We start from the raw sequence: 20,079 nt of genomic DNA, 5'->3' as shown, positions 1-20,079 counted from the left end.
GCCCGACCCGCGCGCCGTAGGGCAGCATGACCCGGTGAGCATTCATGTCCTCTCCGACTGGGGCGGTTTCCCGGACTCCCTGCCCGCCGCGGACGCCGCCGCGCCGCGACAGGTCTTGCCCGCGGCGGCCATCAGGGACGCCGACCCGGCCGCAACCCCGCCGGAGCTGCGCACCGTCTCGGGCGACACGGTCTTCGTGTCTTCCCAGGACACCGCCGAGCTGGAACGGTTCTGCACCGCACACCACATACCGGTACGCCGCCGTCCCGACATCTGGGGCGACCTGCTCGAACCGTTCCTCGACACCTGGTTCGACCGCCCGCACCAGGCGGAGACCCTGGACCGACTGGCCCGCAACGGGGTCGGGCACGCGGAAGCGGTCCGGATCCGGGAGCGGGTCGGCCCCCTCATGGCCGCCTACAACGAGGTGCACGGGGATTGGTGCCATCTCGGCCTCGCCGACCTCCTCGACGCGGCCGCCTCCGGTCTCGTACCCGCCGAACTGCGCATCCGGCCGCAGGACTGGGCGGCCTTCCGCGCCTGGGCCATGGAGATCGCCGACCGGCCCGGTCCAGGAGACGCGGCACATGTTGCGCGGTAGGACGCGACTCGCTCCGGGGGTGCGGTGGCGGGCGTGTCACGGGCCGGAAGTCTCACGCCGAGGCCGAGTCGAGGACGCGGCCGGAGGAGAGGTGGGGGCGGGAGGCGAGGCAGGGGACGGCTGCGATTCGCCCACGGTGAAGCGCAGTTCCGGGCGTTCCCAGGTCACTTTCGGCGGTGACGGCGGAACCGTCCCCACCGGCTCGGCACCCAGACGCCGGTAGAACCGTTCCGCAGGCGGGTGCGATACGACGCGCACGTGGGTCAGGCCCGCCCTTCCGGCCTCCTCGACCATGTGCTCCACGAGGAGCCGTCCGACACCCGTCCCCTGTGCCTCGTCCGACACGAACGCCAGGTCCAGCTCGGCCGGTTCGAGTACCAGGGCGTAGAAGCCCAGGAGCCGGCCGGTCGCGTCGACGGCCGCGTGGACCCGGTGCGTGCCGATGTAGTCGGCCGTGACCCGGTAGCCGTCGATGATCGCGGCGTACTGCCCCCGGTAGGCGGCGGACTTCCGTACCAGCGCGGTGAGAGCCTCGGCGTCCTGCCCGGTCGCACGCCTGATGGTGATGGACGACATGGGTCGGAGTATAGGGGTCAATCCGCCAACAGCCCATTACTTATCGGCCCGTTGCCCGGCAGCGCACTACGCCACGTCCGGCCCCGGTACCGTGGCCGGGAGACGTTTTGGAGGAGCCATGAGCGCCGACCGGCCCGAGTACTCGCCCGTCCCGCCGCCCGCACCCGGACCGACGGCCGCCGCGGAACTGCTCGTCCGGATCCGGCAGGACCGCCGGGGCGGCCAGTGGGCTCCCGCCTTCGAGGCGGACTGGTCGCGGGCCCTGGAGAACTCCCGGCACAGCTACAGCCTCAGCCCCCTCCACGAGGTCGTCCGGTCCTGGCAGGCCCGTATGGCCGCCGCGCCGGCCGTCGACGCCTTCATCGCCTCCGGGATGGACGACTCCGACGGCGTCAACCTCGACGACGTACTCGGGGCGCGCCCGTGAACACCTGGCCGGCCCGGCTCTCCCCGCAGGCCGCGAAAGTGGTCGCCGCGCTGCCCGAGCACGCGTCCGGGATGGTCCGCGACGTCCTCGACATCGCCTCCCGCGACCCGTGGTCCTTCCCGGCCTTCGACAGTCGCGATCCGGAAGGCGAAGACGTGCGCTCCGCCTCCGTCGGCCGCCTCACGGCCGTCTACTTCATCAACCGCCCCACCGGCCGCCTCTACGTCATCGACATCGTCTGGCTCGGCTGACCCGGCGGGGCCGGGTGCCGGGTGCCGGTCGGCGCGGACCAGGTGAAGCGCATGGCTATCGTCTTGGCATGACCGTGCCCGCGCAGCGTCCGCTGCTGTTCCTCGACGTCGACGGCCCCCTGATCCCTTTCGGCGCCGAGGCAGGGCAGTATCCGACGTATCCGGCCTGTGCGACGGGGCTTGAGCAGCCGGCCGATGCCAACCCGCTCCTGGCCAGGATCGATCCGGAGCACGGGCTCCGCCTGACAGGGCTGGCGTGTGAGATCGTCTGGGCGACGACCTGGTTGACCGAGGCGAACGAGTGCGTCGCACCCCGCATCGGTCTGCCGCTGCTTCCCGTAGTGACGTGGCCGGAGCCGTCCGACATCGACGACCAGGACCAACGCGCCGGACTGCACTGGAAGACCCGTGGCCTGGTCGAGTGGGCGGCGGGCCGTCCGTTCATCTGGGTCGACGACGAGATGACGGACACCGACCGGGCCTGGGTCGCCGTACGCCATCCCGGGCACGCCCTGCTCCACCGGGTCGATCCGCGCCTCGGACTCACCGACGGCGACTACGCCGCCCTCGGCGCGTGGCTGCGGCAGCGGCGCCGAGGGCCGAGTGCCGGGAGCGGCGCGTGCTCTCGTCCCGGCGCGGAACCTGCGCGAGCATGACCGCATGCCCGTGTGGATCCGTGTGTACGACGACGACCAGGACCTGTGGCGGTACTTCGAAGGGGACGAGGAGGGCTGGGTGACGCGGCAGGTGGACCTGCGGGGTGGTGACGGCACTCCGGTGACCGCCGCGTCCTCGGAGGAGGCGCTGCGGTTCGAGGAACGTTCCGACTTCGCCGCGATGGGTCGCTACCGGCAGCGGTACGGTTCCGTCGCCGAAGGCAGGCTCATGTCCGGAGTGGGGGAGGGGGAGGAGGCGGGAGCCGGCGCGATCTCGTCGGAGGAGTTCGAACGGGTGTGGCTGGACGCCCGACGGGCTCTCGGCTCGCGCCCTGACGGCGGGGCGTGAGGGCCGCCCCCTCGTCGGCGTCACCACCGCGCCTCCCTTCGTACGCCGCGTGACACCCGACACCCGTGCGCGTACGCATCGGATCCCGTGTAGCGAGACGAGACGGATCGTCTTGACTCTCCGTTGGATGTGGTGCATGGTTGGCCACATCGACGAGACGGAGCGTCTCGCAATCGCCGAGGGGGGAACCTCATATGCGCACCGCCGCAGCCACCACCGCACGACCCCGCACCTGGTTCATCACCGGCGCCAGCCGCGGCCTCGGCCGGGCGTACGCCGAAGCCGCGCTCGCGAACGGCGACCGTGTCGCCGCCGTCGCCCGGACCACCGCGGCCCTCGACGAACTCGCCGTGGCACACCCCGGGCAGGTGCTGCCGCTGACCGCGGACATCACAGACCGCGCTGCCGCCTTCGCCGCCGTCGCCACGGCCGCCGAACACTTCGGGACGCTCGACATCGTCGTCAACAACGCCGGGACGCTGTCCGCGGGCATGGTCGAGGAGTTCACTGAGGCCGAGGCCCGCGCCCAGATGGAGATCAACTTCTTCGGTGCGCTCTGGATCAGCCAGGCGGTCATGCCCGTGCTGCGCGGGCAGGGCGGGGGCCATGTCGTCCAGATCTCCAGCATCGGCGGGCTGGGCGGCTTCCCGACCACGGGCCTCTACAGCGCGAGCAAGTTCGCGCTCGAAGGCATGAGCGAGGCCCTCGCGATGGAAGGCGCCGCGTTCGGGATCAAGGTCACCATCGTGCAGCCGGGCGGCTACTGGACGGACCTCTACACCTCCATGCGGGCGACGACCCCGGTCGAGGAGTACGCCCCCCTGCGTGCCGAACTCGAAAAGCAGTGGGCCGAAGGCTCGGTCGACAGCGAACCGCGTCTGGCGGCCGAGGCGCTCCTCAAGCTCGTCGACGCCGAGGAGCCGCCGCTCCGCCTCCTGCTCGGGAGCATGGTCTACGACGTCGCGTTCGACATCGCCAAGCGGCGCATGGCGACATGGGCGGCCTGGGAGGAGACCAGCCGCGCGGCGGAGAAGGCGGTTACGGCTCCGGCTCCGTGAGCCGCCGTCGGTCCGGTGGCACCGTACGGCCGGTCCCGGGGCGGCGGGGCGGCCTGGCCGGATCTGTTCCGCGAAATACCCAACCGCCCCTACGTGCTGGTAACTTCCGCGAGTCGATCTTGGTTTACCCGCAGTTCACCTGCACGAAGGAAACACCGTGATACGTCCGCGCCACGCGGCGGTTCCAGCGCTCGCCCTCGCCCTCGCCCTGCTGCCGGCCTCCGCCGCGCTCGCCGTTCCCGCCGCTTCCGCCACCGGCCCGTCACCCGCCACCGGCCCCTCACCCGTCACCGGCCCCTCACCCGCCACCGGCCGCCCGTCGTCCGGCGCAGCGTCCTCCTCCGGCGCCACACCGCACCTGGACGCGGTCGAGGAGGCCCTGCGCCAGGTGTCCCCCGGCCTCGAAGGCAGCGTGTGGGAACGCACCGCGGGCAACCGGCTCGACGCGTCGGCACCCGGCGGCGCCGACTGGCTGCTGCAGACGCCCGGCTGCTGGGGCGACGCCACCTGCGCCGACCGCCCCGGCACCCGTCGGCTGCTGGAGAAGACGACCGAGAACATCTCCCGGGCCCGGCGCAGCGTCGACATCTCCACCCTCGCGCCCTTCCCCGACGGCGCCTTCCAGGACGCGATCGTGGCGGGCCTGAAGCGTTCCGCCGCTTCCGGCAACCGGCTCGACGTACGCATCCTGGTCGGCGCCGCGCCGCTCTACCACTCGACGGTCATCCCCTCCCGGTACCGCGACGAGCTGGTGGCCAAGCTCGGGCCCGCCGCACGGAACATCACCCTCAACGTCGCTTCCATGACCACGTCGAAGACGGCGTTCTCCTGGAACCACTCCAAGCTGCTGGTCGTCGACGGCACCTCCGTGATCACCGGCGGCATCAACAGCTGGAAGGGCGACTACCTGGACACCGCCCACCCCGTGGCGGACGTGGACCTCGCCCTGACCGGCCCGGCCGCCGGCTCCGCGAGCGCCTATCTGGACACCCTGTGGGACTGGACCTGCCGCAACAAGTCCAACTGGGCGAGCGTCTGGTTCGCCGCCTCGAACGGCGCCGGCTGCATGCCGACCCTGCCGCGCGACACGGTCCCGGCGAGCAGCGGGCAGAGCGGCCAAGGCAAGGCTGAAGGCCCGGCTCAAGGCCCGGCGCAAGGCCCGGCTGAAGGGGTCCCGGTCGTGGCCGTCGGCGGTCTCGGCGTCGGCATCAAGGACCGCGACCCGTCCTCCCGTTTCGCGCCCGCCCTCCCCACCGCACCGGACACCAAGTGCGTGGTGGGCCTGCACGACAACACCAACGCGGACCGCGACTACGACACCGTCAACCCGGAGGAGAGCGCCCTGCGCTCCCTCATCGCCTCCGCCGGCCGCCACATCGAGATCTCGCAGCAGGACGTGAACGCGACCTGCCCGCCCCTGCCGCGCTACGACATCCGCCTCTACGACACCCTCGCCGCCAAGCTCGCCGACGGGGTCAAGGTCCGCATCGTCGTCAGCGACCCGGCCAACCGCGGCGCGGTGGGCAGCGGCGGCTACTCGCAGATCAAGTCCCTCAACGAGATCAGCGATGTCCTCCGCGGCCGGCTGACCGCACTCACCGGGGACACGAACAAGGCCCGCACGGCGATGTGCTCGAACCTCCAGTTGGCCACGTTCCGCAGCTCCGACAGCCCGACCTGGGCCGACGGACACCCGTACGCCCAGCACCACAAGCTGGTCTCCGTCGACGGCTCCGCCTTCTACATCGGTTCCAAGAACCTCTACCCGTCCTGGCTCCAGGACTTCGGCTACGTCGTGGAGAGCCCGGCGGCCGCCGGGCAACTGGACGACAGCCTGCTGGCCCCCCAGTGGCGCTACTCGCGGGCCACCGCCACGTACGACCACGAGCGGGGCATCTGCCAGGGCTGACCGGGGACTGACCGGTGGGAGTCCCAGGGCGTCGGTCAGCCCGCGGACGGCGGCTGCTGCTCGACGACACTCGTACCGCTGCCGTCCTGGGATTCCCACGACCACGTCTCCGCCATGCGGAGGCGCCCGTCGGGGAGTTCGGTCACGAGCGAGGTGCAGCGCCCGGACGCGGTGGTGCCGTCGACGCGCAGCTGGACGTAGCGGAAGTCCACCGCGTCGCCCGCCCGGCTGCCGACCAGGTACCCCCTGACCACGTCCCCGCCGGAGTACTCGGCCCAGACGCGGCCGTCCTCCTCGCGGTACTCGAACCGGGTCTCCCGGCCGACCTGGCCGGGAGCCTGGTCGGCCACCGGGACGAAGACGAGGCCGTCGAGCGAGCCTGCCATGGGGGTCTCCTGAGGCGTGATGTGCTGCTGCGCACGGTGATGTCCGAGCAGCGATCCTATGCCTGCCCCCATGCCGGGCATGTCGTCGGCGGTGACGCCGGCGCCGCCGATGGTCTCGCCTCGTTCGCGGGCAGACTCGTGGCCTTCGAGCCGTGTCCGGGCGGAGTCACGTCCGGTCACCGACCGGTCTTCACGCTCGGGCGGTGGGTGAAGGCGCTCCGGTAGGCAGCCGGGGTCATGCCGATCTGGCGGCTCAGGTGCTGGCGGAGCGACTCGCCGGAGCCGAGACCGCTGCGGCCGGCCACGTGGTCGACGGTCAGATCGGTGGTCTCCAGCAGCTCGCGGGCCCGCAGCAGCCGCTGCTGGAGCAGCCATTGGAACGGGGTCACACCGGTTTCGGCGGTGAAGCGGCGGGTCAGGGTCCGCACACTGACCTTGGCCTGACCGGCAAGGTCGTGCAGGGAGATCGGCTGGTCCAGATGTTGCAGTGCCCAGATGCGAGCCGCGTCCAACGGGGAGTCGGTCCTGGCCGGCAGCGGGGTCTGCACGAACTGCGCTTGCCCGCCGTGGCGCACCGGGGTGACGACGGCGGCGCGGGCCGCCGCGTTGGCCGCGGCCGCGCCGTAGTCGGAGCCGATCAGGTGCAGACACAGGTCGATCCCGGCGGCCGAGCCCGCGCCGGTGACGATGCGCCCGTCCTCGGCGAACAGCCGGTCGGCATCCACCCGCACCGCAGGGAAGGCGCGCTGCAGTTCCTCGGCCAGAGCCCAGTGGGTGGTGGCAACACGGCCGTCGAGGAGCCCGGCCTGGGCGAGGACGAAGGCGCCGCTGCAGATCGAGGCAATGCGCTTGCCCGCGGCGGCGGCCCCCCGCAGGGCGTCCAGCACGGCCGGCTCGGCGTCGTGTCGGCGGGCAGTCGAGGGAACGATCACCGTGTCCGCCGCCGCGACCACCTCAAGGCCGTGCCGGATCACCACCTCGATACCACCCGAGGCGGCGACCGCACCGGGCACGGCGGTACACACCGTCACCTCATAGCCTGGGCGTCCACCGGGTTCGGCGGAGCCGAGCAGCGCCGACGGCATGGACAGGTCGAAGGGCTTGACCGCAGGGACGGCCAGGACGGCGACACGGTGCATGGCCAGATCCTTGGATCTCGTGGCGTTCGGGCCACTGACCCTACCCTGCGGCCGCACGGCAGAGTCGAGCGAGCGGTCGGGCCCCCGCACACCACGTTTCCCGTCCGGGGAAGCGTTCCATCGTGAGGGAAAACGGAGTCAACGTCATGACAGCTGAATCGGTCGTCATCGGGGCAGGCGCGACCGGGGTCGCGACCGCCGGGCAACTGGCCGACAGCGGCCGGCGGGTCCGCCTCCTCACCCGCAGTGGCACTGGCCCTGACCATCCCGGCATCGAACGGATCGCCCTGGACGCGGGCCGGACCGACGAGCTGGCCGAGGCACTGGCCGGAGCGACCACGGTCTTCAACGCCGCCATGACCGCCTACCAGACCTGGCCGGAGACCATGCCGCCGTTGTTCGCTTCGATCCTGGCAGCGACCGAGCGGGCCGGGGCCGACTACGTGATGCTCGGCAACCACTACGGCTATCAGCAGACCACCGGGCCGGTCACCGAGCGCACCCCGATGGCCCCGCACACCCGAAAGGGCCGGGTGAGGGCCGAACTGTGGCGGCAGGCCGAGGTGGCCCACGACGAAGGGCGGCTGCGGGTCACCGAAGTGCGAGCCGGCCAGTACCTGGGCCCTGGCGCGGTCTCAGCGTTCACGCTGCTGGTCGCGCCCCGCGTCCGCGAAGGTGAACTGGCCCTCGTCCATGGCAACCCCGATGCGGCGCATTCGTTTTCGTACACCAAGGACGTCGCGGCGGCGCTGGTGGCGGTCAGCGGCGACGAGCGGGCCTGGGGACGCGCCTGGCACGCCCCGGTCATCACCACGACCCTGCGCCAGGCCGCAACCGCCCTCGCCGAACTCCACGGAGCGCCCGAACCGCGGTTGGAGCCGCTCACCGAACGGGATATGACGCTGCTGTCCTTCACCGATTCACTGTGGCGGGAGTTCGCCGAGATGAGCTACATGTCCGATCGTCCGTTCCTCGTGGACGACAGCGATATCCGCGACACCTTCGGACTCAGGCCCTCAACGCTGCGCGAAGCGCTGGCGGCCTGATGCCGCGGTGGTCGGGCCGGGGCTCGCGGCCCGACCACGTGCCGGGCCTCCCGGCCCGACCACGCCCGGACTCACGTGGTACCCGCATCCTGTGTCGCGAGATCTCGTTGGCCGGGCATGAAGAAGATCATCACAGCTGCCCTCCTCACGACGTTCGCGGCCTTCGCCGTCGGCACCGCCGGCCCCGCCGCTGCGGACGAATACCACCGCGATGCGCACAACGCACCGGTGGTGGCGCTGCTCAACACCGGCCAGATCGACGACCCTCTGGAGGACGTGCTGGAGCACACGCTGAACTTCGGCGGAGGCCACGGCGAGGACTGATCCTGTCCCCGAGTCCGGGCGTCCGCCCGAGCCCGGAAGGTTCCCCGGTGCCGCGCGGTGCGCGGTTGACCGGCGGGACCGTCATCTGCCGTGCAGGAAGAAGCGGGCCGGGACGAGGACCTCGTGGCCCGTCGGGAAGCGGACGCGCACTCCGGACTCCGTCCACGTGGTGGACTCGATGCCCTTGGAGCCCAAGAAGGTGTCGACGTCCAGCCAGTGTCCGTAGGAGGCCCCGGGGTACCTGCCGATCACCATCCTGTACGAGTGCCGCCCCGACAGGGTGTGCTCGTGTACGAGGCTCAGGTGGTGCGGTGACCCGTCGTCGTAGACCACGGACGCGGGAGCACTGCTCCGGTACGTCACCTCGGTGCGCGGCCACCACAGGACCGTCATCAGTACGGCGGTCAGTACGGCGCCCGCCACGACGCCCGCCGCGACGCCCAGAAGTACCCTGCTGATTCCGGCGGTCCGGCGGGAGCGGCCTGCGGCCTGGCGCTGTTCGGCCTGGTGCTGTTCGGCCTGGCGCTGTTCGGCCTGGTGCTGTTCGACCAGGTGCTGTGCGGGTCGGTCATGGGTGGGCCGGCCGGAAGTCGGCCGGTCGGGGGTGGGGGCGCCGATGGTGCTCCTCCAGGGTGATGGGTCCGGGTCCGGGGTGGTCTCCGCCGCTGTGTCCCACGCGGTGCCGGAGGCGGCGGCTCGGGGAAGAGGACGCGGAACCGGGCCGATCGGTTGTGCGCGGGGCCGTCTTCGACGCACTCCTGCCGGACGGCCGCGGGGCCCGGCGGAAAGCGCCGGGCCCCGCGGCTCGACCGGTCCGTTCCGGACCGGTGGTGCCGGAGGGTCAGGAACCGCCGGCGCGGACGGATCCGGTGCTGGTGCCGTCGGCGGTGCCCAGGAAACAGGTGACCGCGCGGTCGCCGAGGAGCCAGCTGCCGGACTGCGGGTAGTAGTAGAAGACCTCCAGGTTCCCCGGCAGCTTCGAAGCCTTGCCCGTGTAGTCGGTCAGTGCGGTTCCGCTGCACTTCTTCTCGGCGGTCGCGACGACCTCGTTCTCGCCGGGGAACGTGCCGTCCTCCAGGTTGAACACGGCGTACGCCTCACCCTCGTGGGGCTGGTCGCACGGCACGGTCCGCACCGAGAAGCGGGCCTGGGTGCTGTCCCCCTCCTGGATGTCGCCCAGGTCGTTCTCGGTGTTGAAGCAGTCGCCCTTGCGGATGTCCTTCACCGCGCTGGAGCCCGGCGTGGTGACCTGGCCACTGGTGTCGCGCCGCGACGGCGGACCGTCGTCCAGCGCGCCGGACAGCCCCAGGACCAGCAGGACCGCGTAGAACGCCAGGGTCAGGCCGTGGATGACGACCGCCGCGATGGCCAGCCCCTTGCCCTGCTCGCCGCGCTTGCGGATCTGGGAGAGGCCGATGAGGCCGAGGACCAGCGGCACGGGCGGGATGGCGCAGACGAGCGACATCACGAACGCCGCGACGGCCAGCCCGTTGGTCCCCTGCGGCGGCGGGTAGAAGCCCTGCGGTCCGCCGTACGGTGCCGGCTGCCCGGGCATTGCGGGCTTTCCCGCCTGACCGGGCTGCCCGTACGGCCCCGACTGCCCGTACGGCCCCGCCTGTCCGTACGGCCCCGCCTGTCCGTACGGCCCCGACTGCGGGTACGGCTGCGGGTTCTGGGGGGACGACGGTGGCTGCGGGGGTATCGACATGCGCGTGGTGCTCCTCGCGAGAGGGTGGGACAAAGAGCCGGCATCCGGGCGGTGGAACCGCCGGGTGGGGGACAACCGGGCGGATGATGTTCTGACCAGCCGCGCCCCAGTATCCCCCGACCGGGTCGGCCGGTCGTTCCTGTGGTGCGGGTTGCGCATCGTCAGGCACCGCGCCCGGACGACGGAGTAGGCGCTCGGCGAAGTCGGTGGCCGGCCGTCCGGAGGCGATCCGGGCGGTTGCCGCGGCAGCCGAGACGTAAGGCTTCGCGAGGCTCTGGTGCGGCGAGCGCGTGGCGCTCGTGGACGCGCCGGCCTCCCGCAGTCCCTGATTCCGCGGACGGCCGGATCGCCGTACCCGCGGACGCGGACTGGCTGGACCCACTGCTCACCCTCGCCTTCGCGGCCGCGGTCACCAGCCGGACCGAACCGACGTGGATGCGCCAGGAGGCGTGAGCGCCGGCGGGCGTCTGGCGGCGGGCGTCTGGCGTCTGGCGTCCGGCGTCCGGCGTGTGGCTCCGGCGAACGGTCGTCGTGTGTCCGGCGGCCGGCGGGCCACGCGTGTGCCCGGCCTCCTCAGGCTTCTGACCTGCATCTTCACGGCGTTCCCCATGGCTTTCTCCATAGCGTGACGCCATTGGCGTCACGGATGGCGCCAAGTCCGCCGCCAAATATGGCTCGCGATGGCGCCATCTGTGTGCCATGATGGCATCACGAACGGCGCACCACCCTCGGCGGCCACGCGGCCAATAGGGGTCCACGTGCCACGGAGTGAGCCATCAAGGGGGTTGGATCATGGAGTCAGCACAGGGCCAGAGCCAGGAGCAGGCGGCACCGGGCGCGTTCACCGCCTTCGCCCGCTTCGTGCTCTGCGGCGGCGGAGTGGGGCTCGCCTCCAGCTTCGCCGTGGCTGCCCTGGCCTCCTGGATTCCCTGGGTCCTGGCCAACGCCCTGGTCACCGTGGTCTCCACGCTCCTGGCCACCGAGCTGCACGCACGCTTCACCTTCGGTGCCGGCGGGCGTGCCACGTGGCGCCAGCACGCGCAGTCGGCCGGTTCCGCGGCGGCCGCGTACGCCGTGACCTGCGTGGCGATGTTCGTCCTTCAGCAGCTGGTGGCGACGCCCGGTCAGGTGCTGGAACAGGTCGTGTACCTGTCGGCCTCCGCACTCGCCGGTGTCGCACGCTTCGCGGTCCTGCGCCTCGTCGTCTTCGCCCGGACCCGCAAGCAGGCCGCGCCCACCGCCCGTGGCCCCCGCCCGGTGCCCACGACGCTGGCGCTCACCTCGGCCCCGGCCGCCCCCGCCGCCCTCTGCCGGGCCGCCTGACCGCCGCACCGCCTGACCTCCGCACCTCCGAACCGCCCGACCTCCGCACCTTTCCGCACCGCCCGAACCGCCGAAACCGCCCGACCGCGTGACCGTCGGGCGGTTTCGGCGCGCTCAGCCCGTGAAGTCGGTACGCAGATGGGCCGGGCGGTGGCGAGAATGTCAGAAAGCCGCGGTAGGTCGTCGCGTCGGCTGGTCCCGCCAGCACATCACCACCCTCGCCGGCGCCTACCAAGCAGGCGAACTGGACCAGGAGGAGAGGACCGAAGCGGCATGAGCACCGAGGTCTCGGCGGTTCCCCTCCGCGCCTTCACCGAGGCATGGGCCGTTGAGGTGGCGATAGCGGGACGAGGTCGGAAACCCGAAGGCCGTCCGTGATGAAGTGAGCTCCGTCGCCGACCAGATCGTCGAACTCGCCAACCTGGGCATCGACCCTTCCGAACCGGGTGATCCCACCCCGGGTACGGCTCGCCGTCACACGCTCCCGTCCGGCGGATGGTTCGAGACCCAGGCGCTCCCCCGGATGCGTCCCCGCCTCCTCGCAATCGTCCTGGTGGTGCCGCCGCCGCACCTGCTCTGATCGGCCGACCGGGCCTCCACGAGATCGCGCTGCGCGACTTCGGGCTGCTCCTCGCCCTCCTCGGCGAGGACGTACGCCGGCGGCGCGTCCTCAGCCGGTCGCCGCGGTGAAGAAGGCGGTGAGTACGGGCGCGAGGGCGTGCGGGTCGACTCCGTGGTCCTGGCCGGGGAGGGTGTGGAGGGTGTAGTTGTCCCCATGGGAGGCGAGTTCCTTCGCCGCGTTGGCCATGTACGTCTCGCCCGCTCCGCCATGGCCGACGAGCACCGGAACGTCCACGGACGCCCACCGGTCGGTGGGCAGCGGCCGGCCGCGCATGAAGCCGGCCATGAGCCGGCCGTCGTAGGGCAGGGTCCGGGCGGCGGCTTCCCATGCGGCCCAGGCGGGGGTGTGCCGCATCCGGTCGATCGCTTCCGGCGGCATGACCAGGCCCTCGCTCAGGAAGAAGGTGAGGGCGCCGGTGACGTCTCCGCGCGCTACGAGCGCCTCGACGCGCTCGACGTAGTCGGCCGGCAGGGGCGGCCGGGTCCGGTCGACGACGAACGGCGGCTCGTACAGGGCGAGGGCGCGGACCGCACTGCCCCGGGCCACGGCCTCCAGGGCCAGAACCGCTCCGGAGGACATCCCGAAGAGCAGCACGGGCCCGCCCACCCGCTCGATCAGCGCGTCCAGGTCGTCGATCTCGCGCTGCACGTCGTAGTGCGGGTGGTCACCGCTGTCGCCGCGCCCCCTGCGGTCGTAGGAGTAGACGCTGAAGTCCCGTGCCAGCAGCGAGGCGAGGGGCGCGTGCCGGAACCGGGTCATCAGCGTCCCGCCGACGAGAACCACCGCCGGCCCCGTCTCCCCGTGCCGCTCGCAGGCGATGGACGTACCGTCGGACGAGACCACCGTGAACATGCCGCTTCCCCCTGCCGTCCGTTGCCCTGGGAGCGGTGAACCAGCACCGGGACCGCGTTCGGTCCGCGTTCGGTCCGCGTTCGGTCCGTCTTCGGACCGCGCCGTGCGCCCCGCGCCTCGGGCACCACTCCATGGGCAGGGTACGTCCGGTGGCGCCGCAATGATCTTGTGCGGACGGACGAGATCGCGGGGCCCCGCCTGGCCGAACCGCCACGCGACTCCCGCAGACCAGGCCCTGGCGCGGGCCGGCCCCCCGCCGGTCGGGTGTCCGCGAACCCGTGCGTCGTCCGGTGGCAGGGGTTCCGGGGGCGGCCGAGATGGCGGGACCGGGCGATCCACTCGGCGCCGGGTCCTGCTGGGGGCGCGACGGCGGCTCGATGCCCGCGCGGTGCCGGTCCAGAGAGGGGCGTACGCGCAGAGCTCGGCCACTTGGCACATTTCCTGCGATCAGTGGCATCAGTGCCACTCGTACGCGGTCGACCGTCCCGGAAGGATGGGGGCCATGACAGACGCACCGCTCGGACGCAGCGCCAAGTACCTGATCCTGACCACCGGTTACACCCTCTCCACCGGCCCCGGAGTGGCCGCCACCGTCTCCTACGTCTCCGACGGCGACCGGCACGTGATCGTCGACCCGGGCATGGTGGCGAGCCGGGACCGGATCCTGGGCCCGCTCGCCGGGCTGGGGCTCGGGCCGGACGACATCACCGACGTGGTGCTGAGCCACCACCACCCCGACAACACCATGAACGTGGGCCTGTTCGGGCGGGCCAGGGTGCACGACCACAAGGCGATCTACGAGGCCGACCAGTGGACCGACCGGGACGCCGAGGGGCACGAGCTCGCGCCGTCGCTGCGGTTGATCCGCACTCCGGGCCACAGCCCCGAGGACATCACGCTGCTGGCGGGCACGGACGCCGGAGTGGTGGCGTTCGTCGGCGACCTGTGGTGGCGTCCGGACGGTCCGGCGGAGGATCCGGTGGCCCCGGACCGGGACGGACTGCGGAACTCCCGGCTCCGGGTACTGGCCGCCGCGGACCTGATCGTGCCCGGCCACGGTCCCGCGTTCAAGGCCGACGACACCGCTCCGCGCTGACGGTGCGGTAGACACTGTCTATCCATTCTGGTAGACAGTGTCTATGGATAGTGAGGGCTCCCTGCGGGAGCGGCTGGTCGACGTCGGAGTGGAGCTCGTCCTGACCGAGGGCTCCGCATCGCTCGGGCTCCGCGAGATCGCCCGCAGGGCGGGGGTGTCGCACGGCGCGCCGCGCCGGTACTTCCCCACCCACCACGCCCTGTTGTCGGCGATCGCCCGGCGCGGCTTCGAGGACCTCGCGGCCCTGGTCGGGGCGGTCATCACCGAACCGGCCTCGCCACGGGACCAGTTGCGGGGCATCGCGCGGGTCTACGTCAGCTACGCGCTGGAGCGGCGCGGCATGTTCGAGCTGATGTTCCGGCACGACCTGCTCGACAGCGACCGGCACGCCTCGGGCGAGCGGCAGCTGCGCGAATCGACGGTCCCGCTGTTCGAAGGCATGGTCGCCCTCGTCGCCCGCTGCAGGGCCGAGCGCGATGCCACGCAGGGGCCCGACGGGCCGGATGCGCCGGACGGGCCGGATGCGCCGCACCCGGCCGTGACGGCCGCCGCCCTGTGGGCGAACCTGCACGGCACCGCCCAGCTGTGGGCCTGGGGCAGTCTGCAACTCGTCCTCGACTCCGTGGAGCCGGCCGGAGCGCCGTACGGAACCCCGCTCGACCCGCTCGACCGGATCATCGCGGCCGTGCTGGACGCACACCTGGGCCCGGCGACCGCGTGACCACCTGACCACACACCCGGAAGCCGGCGCCTTGCCCGCTGCCTCAGGCAGCCCGAAACCCGGGATCCGGGCACAGCCGATCGCCACCGGCCAACCGGCCACCAGCGACCGGCCACCAGCCACCGGCCACTCACGCAAGGACCCGATACGCCATGCCCGAGCCGACCCCCCTCGGCACCCGCCGGCTGCTGGCCCTGGACAAGCAGCACGTGTGGCACCCGTACAGCCCCATGCCGGGCCACGCCGATCCCCTGGTCGTCACCTCGGCCGCCGGGGTCCGGCTCCGGCTCGCCGAACCGATCGACGGGAACGACGAGCTGATCGACGGCATGTCCTCCTGGTGGTCGGCGATCCACGGGTACAACCACCCGGTGCTCAACGCCGCGGCGCACGCCCAGGTGGAACGGATGAGCCACGTGATGTTCGGCGGGCTCACCCACGAGCCCGCGGTCCGACTGGCCGCCCGGCTGGTGGAGATCACCCCGGAGCCCCTCCAGCACGTCTTCTTCTCGGACTCCGGCTCGGTCTCCGTCGAGGTCGCGATCAAGATGTGCCTCCAGTACTGGCGTGCCGCCGGCCGCCCCGCCAAGCGACGGCTGCTCACCTGGCGCGGCGGCTACCACGGGGACACCTGGCAGCCGATGTCGGTGTGCGACCCGGAGGGCGGCATGCACGCCCTGTGGTCCGGCGCCCTGCCCCGGCAGGTCTTCGCCGAGGCACCCCCCACCGGCTTCGACGCCGGACCGGACCCGGCGTACGCGACCCACCTACGGGACCTGATCGCCCGGCACGCCGACGAGCTGGCCGCCGTGATCGTCGAGCCGGTGGTGCAGAACGCCGGCGGTATGCGCTTCCACTCCCCGGCCCACCTGAGGACGCTGCGGGAGGCCTGCGACGAACACGGAGTCCTGCTGGTCTTCGACGAGATCGCCACGGGATTCGGGCGCACGGGCGAGCTGTTCGCGGCGGAACACGCCGGTGTCTCGCCCGACGTGATGTGCGTCGGCAAGGCCCTCACCGGCGGATACCTCACCATGGCGGCGACCCTGTGCACCACGCGGATCGCGGAGGGGATCACCCGCGGGGAGGTCCCCGTGCTCGCCCACGGACCGACCTTCATGGCCAACCCCCTCGCCGCGGCGGTGGCGAACGCCTCGCTCGAACTCCTCCTCACCCAGGACTGGCAGCGCGAGGTCAAGCGCATCGAGACCGGCCTGCGCGACGGACTGGCCCCGGCGGCCGATCTGCCCGGCGTACGGGACGTCCGGGTCCTCGGCGCCATCGGCGTGGTCCAGCTGGACCACCGTCTCGACGCGGCCGCCATGACGGCCGCCACCCGGGCGGCCGCCCGCCAGGGCGTGTGGCTGCGCCCCTTCGGGGACCTGCTGTACACGATGCCGCCGTACGTGACCACGGACGCGGACCTGGCCCGGATCTGCGCGGCAGTGCGCTCCGCCGCGACGGCGTCCGGCTGAACGGGGGTTGGAACTGCTGGCTGGTGTGTCTGTGTGAGCGTGTTCTGGCGTGTACGAGTGAGCGCCTCCTCCACGGTGGCGAGGCGACGCCCGGCAGGAACGGGCGTACTCGTATCGAATGGGTGACCTTTGTGGTGCGGTGGTCGGTGGCCGTTGGGTGGGGGGACGGGTTCTTCGATACCGGGGTGGGTGGCGGGGTGGTGGATGTGCTGCGGGAGTTGTCGGCGCCGTTCGTCGCGCTCGGCCCTGCGGGTGTGGCGGTTCGGACCCGGCTGAAGGGCCTGAGGCCGTGGGACGAGGAGGTGCTGGCCCTGGTGGGCGCGCACCTGGGTTCGCTCGCTTCGAAGGATCTCGCGGTCCGTTGCCGTGACGGTCTGGAGCACTCCGCTGATACGTGGGCGGTCCGGAAGCGGGAGCTGACGGCGGTGTCGTCGTCGCGGTGGGCGGGCAGTATCACGAAGGCGTCGCATGATCAGTGGGCGCTGGCCCGGCGTGGCCAGATGGCGCACGTCCAGGGCCTGGAAGCCGGTGTCCGGACCATCCGGCACCGTCTCTCCCAGCCGCTGGGGGAGAAGGGCAGCAAGCGGGCTCCGGGGGGTTACCGCAGTCGGCAGGAGTGGCACGCGAAATCGCGGCGCCTGCACGTGCTGGAGGACCGGCTGGCTGCCGCGGAGGCCGACCGGGAAGCGGGCCGGGTGCGTGTGGTGCGGGGCGGCAAGCGCCTGCTGGGCACCCGCCACAGCCTGGAACCGGCACGGCTGACCGAGACGGCGTGGCGGCAGCGGTGGGAGGCGGCGCGCTGGTTCCTCCAGGCCGACGGGGAGTCCGGCAAGAGGTTCGGCAACGAGACGATCCGGGTCACCCCCGACGGCGAAGTCTCGGTCAAGCTCCCCGCTCCGCTCGCCCATCTGGCCAACAGTGGGCACGGCCGGTACGTCCTGGCCTGCCGCATCACGCTCCCGCACCGGGGCACCGAGTGGGCCGACCGGGTGGAAGCCAGCCGGTCCGTGGCCTACCGCATCCACCACGACACCACTCGCGGCCGCTGGTACCTGACCGCCTCCTGGCAGTACCCGCCCACCCCGGCCACTGAACGCATCCGGCCAGTTCTGCTCGCGCCTGTCGCCCGAGACCTACGGCCGCCTCGAGCGGCTCGGCGTGGCGTTCGGGTACGGTCCGCACGTGGTCGACGCGGTCAAGCACCTCGTGGGCTGACAGGTACAGGCTGCTGGGGGTGTCAGCATCGATCAAGAGGCGGCCACCTCCCCAAGGTGCTTCACCCGGTCCCCTCGCCACGTCCAGCGAGGGGACCGGCCCCGATCCACCGACAGCAGGACGCAAGCGGTGGGCGACGGGACGCGGTCGCCGAAGATGCAAGGTAGGTCTGCACGACTTGTCGGGTGATCATGCTGCTGCCGACCGGTGCGGCGCCGAGCACGTCCACCGGCGATCGCCGAAGGTGAGGGGCCGATGGGGCCATTGGGACCGTTGCAGGTGTTGGGCCGTTAGGGCCCTTGCGGCCGATGCGACGCCGGGACCGTTGGCGCCCGTGACTTCCCCGTACCGTCCCGCCCGCACGGAGGACCCATGCAGTTCACGCGCCGGACCGTCGTACAGGCCGGAGGCTGTGCCGCGGCCGCGCTGGCGGTCGGGAAGTCCGCCGCGGTGGCCGCCCCGGCCCCTGCCGGCACCCCGGCCGTCGCGCCGGCCGCCCAGGCTGCGGGGCACGCCGGCTCCGACACCGCGGAGCCGCCGCTGCCCTTGCGGACGGACCCCACCACCCAGGGCGACATCCTCGCCGGGTTCCGCAAGGACCACGTGTCCGTGTTCTTCATCCGCTTCCGTGGGGTCACACGGGCTCGCCGCTGGCTCGGCGAACTGCTCCCCGACCTGTCCACCACGGACCAGGTCGCCCATTTCAACACGCAGTTCAGCCGCGCCCGACGGCTGCGGGACGGGGCCGACCCCACCACCATGTCCGCGCTCTGGACGGGCATCAGCCTCACCCACGCGGGGCTGGGCCATCTCGCCCAGCAGGACCCGTTCCCGGCCGTCCCGCCCGGAGGTACCGCGGAAGCCTTCCGCGACGGCCCCGGAGCCCGGGCCGAACAGCTCGGCGACACGGGTTCCAGCGCCCCCGGCTCCTGGCTGTTCGGCACCTCCGCGGACAGCGTCCACGCCGTCCTCACCCTCGCCTGCGACCAACCCGGGCCGCTTGGGGAAGCCGCCGACCGCCACCGGGACTCCCTGCGCCACGCGCGTGCCGTGGTGGTGTTCCGGCAGGACGCGGCGACACTGCCCGGGGCCCTGCGCGGCCACGAGCACTTCGGGTTCCTCGACGCCATCAGCCAGCCCGGCGTACGGGGCTTCCACGCCCCGGACGCGACGGGGACGGAGGTACAGGGCAGACCCGGAACCCGGCTCGTGCCCGCCGGTGAGTTCATCGTCGGCCAGGAACGGGCGGGGCAGCGGCCCGCCGGGCTGCCCGTCTGGGCCACCGGAGGATCGTTCCAGGTGGTACGGCGCCTGGCCCAGGACGTCCCTGGATGGTGGGAGCAGGCCGACGAACTCCTCGAGCGGCTCAAGAAGTCCGGTGCGGCCCCCGCCGACGCCGATGCCACCTGGCTCGCCGCCCGCTTCGTCGGCCGCTGGCCCGGGGGAGCCGCGGTCGCCACCTGCCCGGCGGCCGAGAAGATCCCCGCACCCGGCTCGGACCCCGGCAACGCCTTCGACTTCCACGAGGACCTCCAGGGCTGGACCACCCCCTTCTTCGCGCACATCCGGAAGACCTACCCGCGCGCCGGTCTGACCACCGCCCCCGGACGCCCGCCCCTGCCCGCCTCGACGCACGACTCCCGGCGCATCATCCGGCGCGGCATCCCCTTCGGCCCGCCGCACCGCGAGGGCGCCGAACCCGCCGACCGCGGACTGCTGTTCGTCAGCTACCAGGCCGACATCGTCGACCAGTTCGAGTTCGTCGCCCGCAGGTGGAGCAACAACACCGACTTCCCGCCCGGCAGACACCCGCAGCCGGGCGCGGACACGGTCATCGGGCCCGGCTCCCCCGTCGCCTTCGAGTCCGCCTCTCCCGACGGGAGCCGGGCCACCACCCTCGACTTCCGGCGGTTCGTCCGCACCCAGGGCGCCGTGTACGCCTTCACCCCCTCGATCCCCACCCTCCGGGCCCTGTCCGAGGGCACCCTCGACAACTCCATCGAGGTCCATCCGGGCACCGTGCTGCGCCCCGGCGACAGCCTGGACGCCGGCGCCGTACGCCTGCTCCTCCAGGCCGACGGCGACCTGGTGCTGCAGGCCGAGGGCGGCGGCACCGTGTGGAGCGCCGGGACCGCGGGAAGCGGCGCCGACGCACGGTTCGCGGCGAACGGCGAACTCACCGTCCGTGACGCCGCCGCCCGTACGGTCTGGTCCTCCCGGACCGACGGAGCGGCGGGCGCCCGCCTCCTCGTCCGGCCCTCGGGCGACGCCGTCATCCTCAGGGACGGCCGACCCGTCTGGCGCGCCGGCGCCGAGGACCCGTCCTGACCGTGTGACGTCAGGGG

Annotated in this window: 21 protein-coding genes and 1 pseudogene; 16 read left to right on the top strand and 6 right to left on the bottom strand. The window is 72.4% G+C overall.

What is annotated here, in order from left to right; translation table 11 throughout:
- The first annotated feature begins 34 nt into the window (after positions 1-34).
- Entirely contained in the window at positions 35-601 is a 567-nt protein-coding gene (locus AC067U_RS20005; RefSeq protein WP_478831069.1) for a hypothetical protein, read from the top strand.
- Positions 602-637: 36 nt separating this feature from the next.
- Here AC067U_RS20005 and AC067U_RS20000 read toward each other — a convergent pair whose 3' ends face one another.
- Complete coding sequence (locus AC067U_RS20000; RefSeq protein WP_478831068.1) at positions 638-1,177, bottom strand: GNAT family N-acetyltransferase; 540 nt, start codon at positions 1,175-1,177, stop codon at positions 638-640.
- A gap of 118 nt (positions 1,178-1,295) precedes the next feature.
- Here AC067U_RS20000 and AC067U_RS19995 point away from each other — a divergent pair, with 118 nt between their 5' ends.
- From AC067U_RS19995 to AC067U_RS19970, 6 genes are all read left to right on the top strand, one after another.
- A complete protein-coding gene (locus tag AC067U_RS19995) occupies positions 1,296-1,604 on the top strand; it encodes a DUF6247 family protein (RefSeq protein ID WP_478831067.1) in 309 nt (102 codons plus the stop codon).
- Positions 1,601-1,855, top strand: a complete 255-nt coding sequence (locus AC067U_RS19990; protein ID WP_478831066.1) for a hypothetical protein — start codon at positions 1,601-1,603, stop codon at positions 1,853-1,855. The genes AC067U_RS19995 and AC067U_RS19990 overlap by 4 nt, the downstream gene beginning before the upstream one ends.
- Positions 1,856-1,923: 68 nt before the next feature.
- On the top strand, positions 1,924-2,511 hold the full coding sequence (locus tag AC067U_RS19985; RefSeq protein WP_478831065.1) for an HAD domain-containing protein: 588 nt from the start codon (positions 1,924-1,926) through the stop codon (positions 2,509-2,511).
- A gap of 4 nt (positions 2,512-2,515) precedes the next feature.
- Complete coding sequence (locus AC067U_RS19980) at positions 2,516-2,860, top strand: hypothetical protein (protein ID WP_478831064.1); 345 nt, start codon at positions 2,516-2,518, stop codon at positions 2,858-2,860.
- Positions 2,861-3,054: 194 nt separating this feature from the next.
- Positions 3,055-3,918, top strand: a complete 864-nt coding sequence (locus tag AC067U_RS19975; RefSeq protein WP_478831063.1) for an SDR family NAD(P)-dependent oxidoreductase — start codon at positions 3,055-3,057, stop codon at positions 3,916-3,918.
- A gap of 157 nt (positions 3,919-4,075) precedes the next feature.
- The gene (locus AC067U_RS19970) at positions 4,076-5,827 is read left to right on the top strand and encodes a phospholipase D-like domain-containing protein (protein WP_478831062.1); all 1,752 of its coding nucleotides are present in this window, start codon (positions 4,076-4,078) and stop codon (positions 5,825-5,827) included.
- Positions 5,828-5,862: 35 nt separating this feature from the next.
- Here the strand turns inward: AC067U_RS19970 and AC067U_RS19965 are convergent, their stop codons facing one another.
- Entirely contained in the window at positions 5,863-6,213 is a 351-nt protein-coding gene (locus tag AC067U_RS19965) for an avidin-fold protein (protein WP_478831319.1), read from the bottom strand.
- 176 nt (positions 6,214-6,389) lie between these two features.
- Positions 6,390-7,352 (bottom strand): GlxA family transcriptional regulator, encoded by a 963-nt coding sequence (locus AC067U_RS19960; protein WP_478831061.1) that lies wholly within the window; start codon positions 7,350-7,352, stop codon positions 6,390-6,392.
- Between the two features lie 146 nt (positions 7,353-7,498).
- Here AC067U_RS19960 and AC067U_RS19955 point away from each other — a divergent pair, with 146 nt between their 5' ends.
- The gene (locus AC067U_RS19955; protein ID WP_478831060.1) at positions 7,499-8,398 is read left to right on the top strand and encodes an NAD-dependent epimerase/dehydratase family protein; all 900 of its coding nucleotides are present in this window, start codon (positions 7,499-7,501) and stop codon (positions 8,396-8,398) included.
- Between the two features lie 117 nt (positions 8,399-8,515).
- Positions 8,516-8,722 (top strand): hypothetical protein, encoded by a 207-nt coding sequence (locus tag AC067U_RS19950; RefSeq protein WP_478831059.1) that lies wholly within the window; start codon positions 8,516-8,518, stop codon positions 8,720-8,722.
- Between the two features lie 81 nt (positions 8,723-8,803).
- Here AC067U_RS19950 and AC067U_RS19945 read toward each other — a convergent pair whose 3' ends face one another.
- Both AC067U_RS19945 and AC067U_RS19940 read right to left on the bottom strand, forming a co-directional pair.
- The gene (locus AC067U_RS19945) at positions 8,804-9,145 is read right to left on the bottom strand and encodes a hypothetical protein (RefSeq protein ID WP_478831058.1); all 342 of its coding nucleotides are present in this window, start codon (positions 9,143-9,145) and stop codon (positions 8,804-8,806) included.
- Between the two features lie 418 nt (positions 9,146-9,563).
- A complete protein-coding gene (locus AC067U_RS19940; protein ID WP_478831057.1) occupies positions 9,564-10,277 on the bottom strand; it encodes a DUF4190 domain-containing protein in 714 nt (237 codons plus the stop codon).
- A 945-nt stretch (positions 10,278-11,222) separates the two neighbouring features.
- Between AC067U_RS19940 and AC067U_RS19935 the strand changes: the two genes are divergently transcribed.
- Positions 11,223-11,753, top strand: coding sequence for a GtrA family protein (locus AC067U_RS19935; RefSeq protein WP_478831056.1), 531 nt, complete (start codon positions 11,223-11,225; stop codon positions 11,751-11,753).
- Positions 11,754-12,135: 382 nt separating this feature from the next.
- Positions 12,136-12,333, top strand: a complete 198-nt coding sequence (locus AC067U_RS19930; protein ID WP_478831055.1) for a hypothetical protein — start codon at positions 12,136-12,138, stop codon at positions 12,331-12,333.
- 90 nt (positions 12,334-12,423) lie between these two features.
- Here AC067U_RS19930 and AC067U_RS19925 read toward each other — a convergent pair whose 3' ends face one another.
- Positions 12,424-13,227: an alpha/beta fold hydrolase gene (locus AC067U_RS19925; RefSeq protein WP_478831054.1), complete on the bottom strand. Its 804-nt coding sequence runs from the start codon at positions 13,225-13,227 to the stop codon at positions 12,424-12,426.
- 502 nt (positions 13,228-13,729) lie between these two features.
- On the opposite strand from AC067U_RS19925, the gene AC067U_RS19920 reads away from it, so the two are divergent.
- From AC067U_RS19920 to AC067U_RS19900, 5 genes and pseudogenes are all read left to right on the top strand, one after another.
- Positions 13,730-14,323: an MBL fold metallo-hydrolase gene (locus tag AC067U_RS19920; RefSeq protein ID WP_478831053.1), complete on the top strand. Its 594-nt coding sequence runs from the start codon at positions 13,730-13,732 to the stop codon at positions 14,321-14,323.
- Positions 14,324-14,366: 43 nt separating this feature from the next.
- Entirely contained in the window at positions 14,367-15,044 is a 678-nt protein-coding gene (locus tag AC067U_RS19915) for a TetR/AcrR family transcriptional regulator (RefSeq protein ID WP_478831052.1), read from the top strand.
- Positions 15,045-15,196: 152 nt separating this feature from the next.
- The gene (locus AC067U_RS19910; RefSeq protein ID WP_478831051.1) at positions 15,197-16,519 is read left to right on the top strand and encodes an adenosylmethionine--8-amino-7-oxononanoate transaminase; all 1,323 of its coding nucleotides are present in this window, start codon (positions 15,197-15,199) and stop codon (positions 16,517-16,519) included.
- A 200-nt stretch (positions 16,520-16,719) separates the two neighbouring features.
- Positions 16,720-17,604: pseudogene (locus tag AC067U_RS19905) on the top strand (IS200/IS605 family accessory protein TnpB-related protein); the annotation flags it as partial.
- 502 nt (positions 17,605-18,106) lie between these two features.
- Entirely contained in the window at positions 18,107-20,062 is a 1,956-nt protein-coding gene (locus AC067U_RS19900) for a Dyp-type peroxidase (RefSeq protein ID WP_478831050.1), read from the top strand.
- The last annotated feature ends 17 nt before the right edge of the window (positions 20,063-20,079 follow it).

The sequence above is a fragment of the Streptomyces sp. NPDC043853 genome, assembly GCF_056436025.1.
Note: the sequence above shows the minus strand (reverse complement) of the source record. Positions and strands in the feature narration are given on the sequence as shown.

What these genes read in the sequence shown, in the direction of transcription:
- AC067U_RS20000 (WP_478831068.1), bottom strand. Translation starts at nt 1,177, where the DNA reads ATGTCGTCCATCACCATCAGGCGTGCGACCGGGCAGGACGCCGAGGCT.
- AC067U_RS19995 (WP_478831067.1), top strand. Translation starts at nt 1,296, where the DNA reads ATGAGCGCCGACCGGCCCGAGTACTCGCCCGTCCCGCCGCCCGCACCC.
- AC067U_RS19985 (WP_478831065.1), top strand. Translation starts at nt 1,924, where the DNA reads ATGACCGTGCCCGCGCAGCGTCCGCTGCTGTTCCTCGACGTCGACGGC.
- AC067U_RS19980 (WP_478831064.1), top strand. Translation starts at nt 2,516, where the DNA reads ATGCCCGTGTGGATCCGTGTGTACGACGACGACCAGGACCTGTGGCGG.
- AC067U_RS19975 (WP_478831063.1), top strand. Translation starts at nt 3,055, where the DNA reads ATGCGCACCGCCGCAGCCACCACCGCACGACCCCGCACCTGGTTCATC.
- AC067U_RS19965 (WP_478831319.1), bottom strand. Translation starts at nt 6,213, where the DNA reads ATGGCAGGCTCGCTCGACGGCCTCGTCTTCGTCCCGGTGGCCGACCAG.
- AC067U_RS19960 (WP_478831061.1), bottom strand. Translation starts at nt 7,352, where the DNA reads ATGCACCGTGTCGCCGTCCTGGCCGTCCCTGCGGTCAAGCCCTTCGAC.
- AC067U_RS19955 (WP_478831060.1), top strand. Translation starts at nt 7,499, where the DNA reads ATGACAGCTGAATCGGTCGTCATCGGGGCAGGCGCGACCGGGGTCGCG.
- AC067U_RS19950 (WP_478831059.1), top strand. Translation starts at nt 8,516, where the DNA reads ATGAAGAAGATCATCACAGCTGCCCTCCTCACGACGTTCGCGGCCTTC.
- AC067U_RS19940 (WP_478831057.1), bottom strand. Translation starts at nt 10,277, where the DNA reads ATGCCCGGGCAGCCGGCACCGTACGGCGGACCGCAGGGCTTCTACCCG.
- AC067U_RS19935 (WP_478831056.1), top strand. Translation starts at nt 11,223, where the DNA reads ATGGAGTCAGCACAGGGCCAGAGCCAGGAGCAGGCGGCACCGGGCGCG.
- AC067U_RS19925 (WP_478831054.1), bottom strand. Translation starts at nt 13,227, where the DNA reads ATGTTCACGGTGGTCTCGTCCGACGGTACGTCCATCGCCTGCGAGCGG.
- AC067U_RS19920 (WP_478831053.1), top strand. Translation starts at nt 13,730, where the DNA reads ATGACAGACGCACCGCTCGGACGCAGCGCCAAGTACCTGATCCTGACC.
- AC067U_RS19915 (WP_478831052.1), top strand. Translation starts at nt 14,367, where the DNA reads ATGGATAGTGAGGGCTCCCTGCGGGAGCGGCTGGTCGACGTCGGAGTG.
- AC067U_RS19910 (WP_478831051.1), top strand. Translation starts at nt 15,197, where the DNA reads ATGCCCGAGCCGACCCCCCTCGGCACCCGCCGGCTGCTGGCCCTGGAC.
- AC067U_RS19900 (WP_478831050.1), top strand. Translation starts at nt 18,107, where the DNA reads ATGCAGTTCACGCGCCGGACCGTCGTACAGGCCGGAGGCTGTGCCGCG.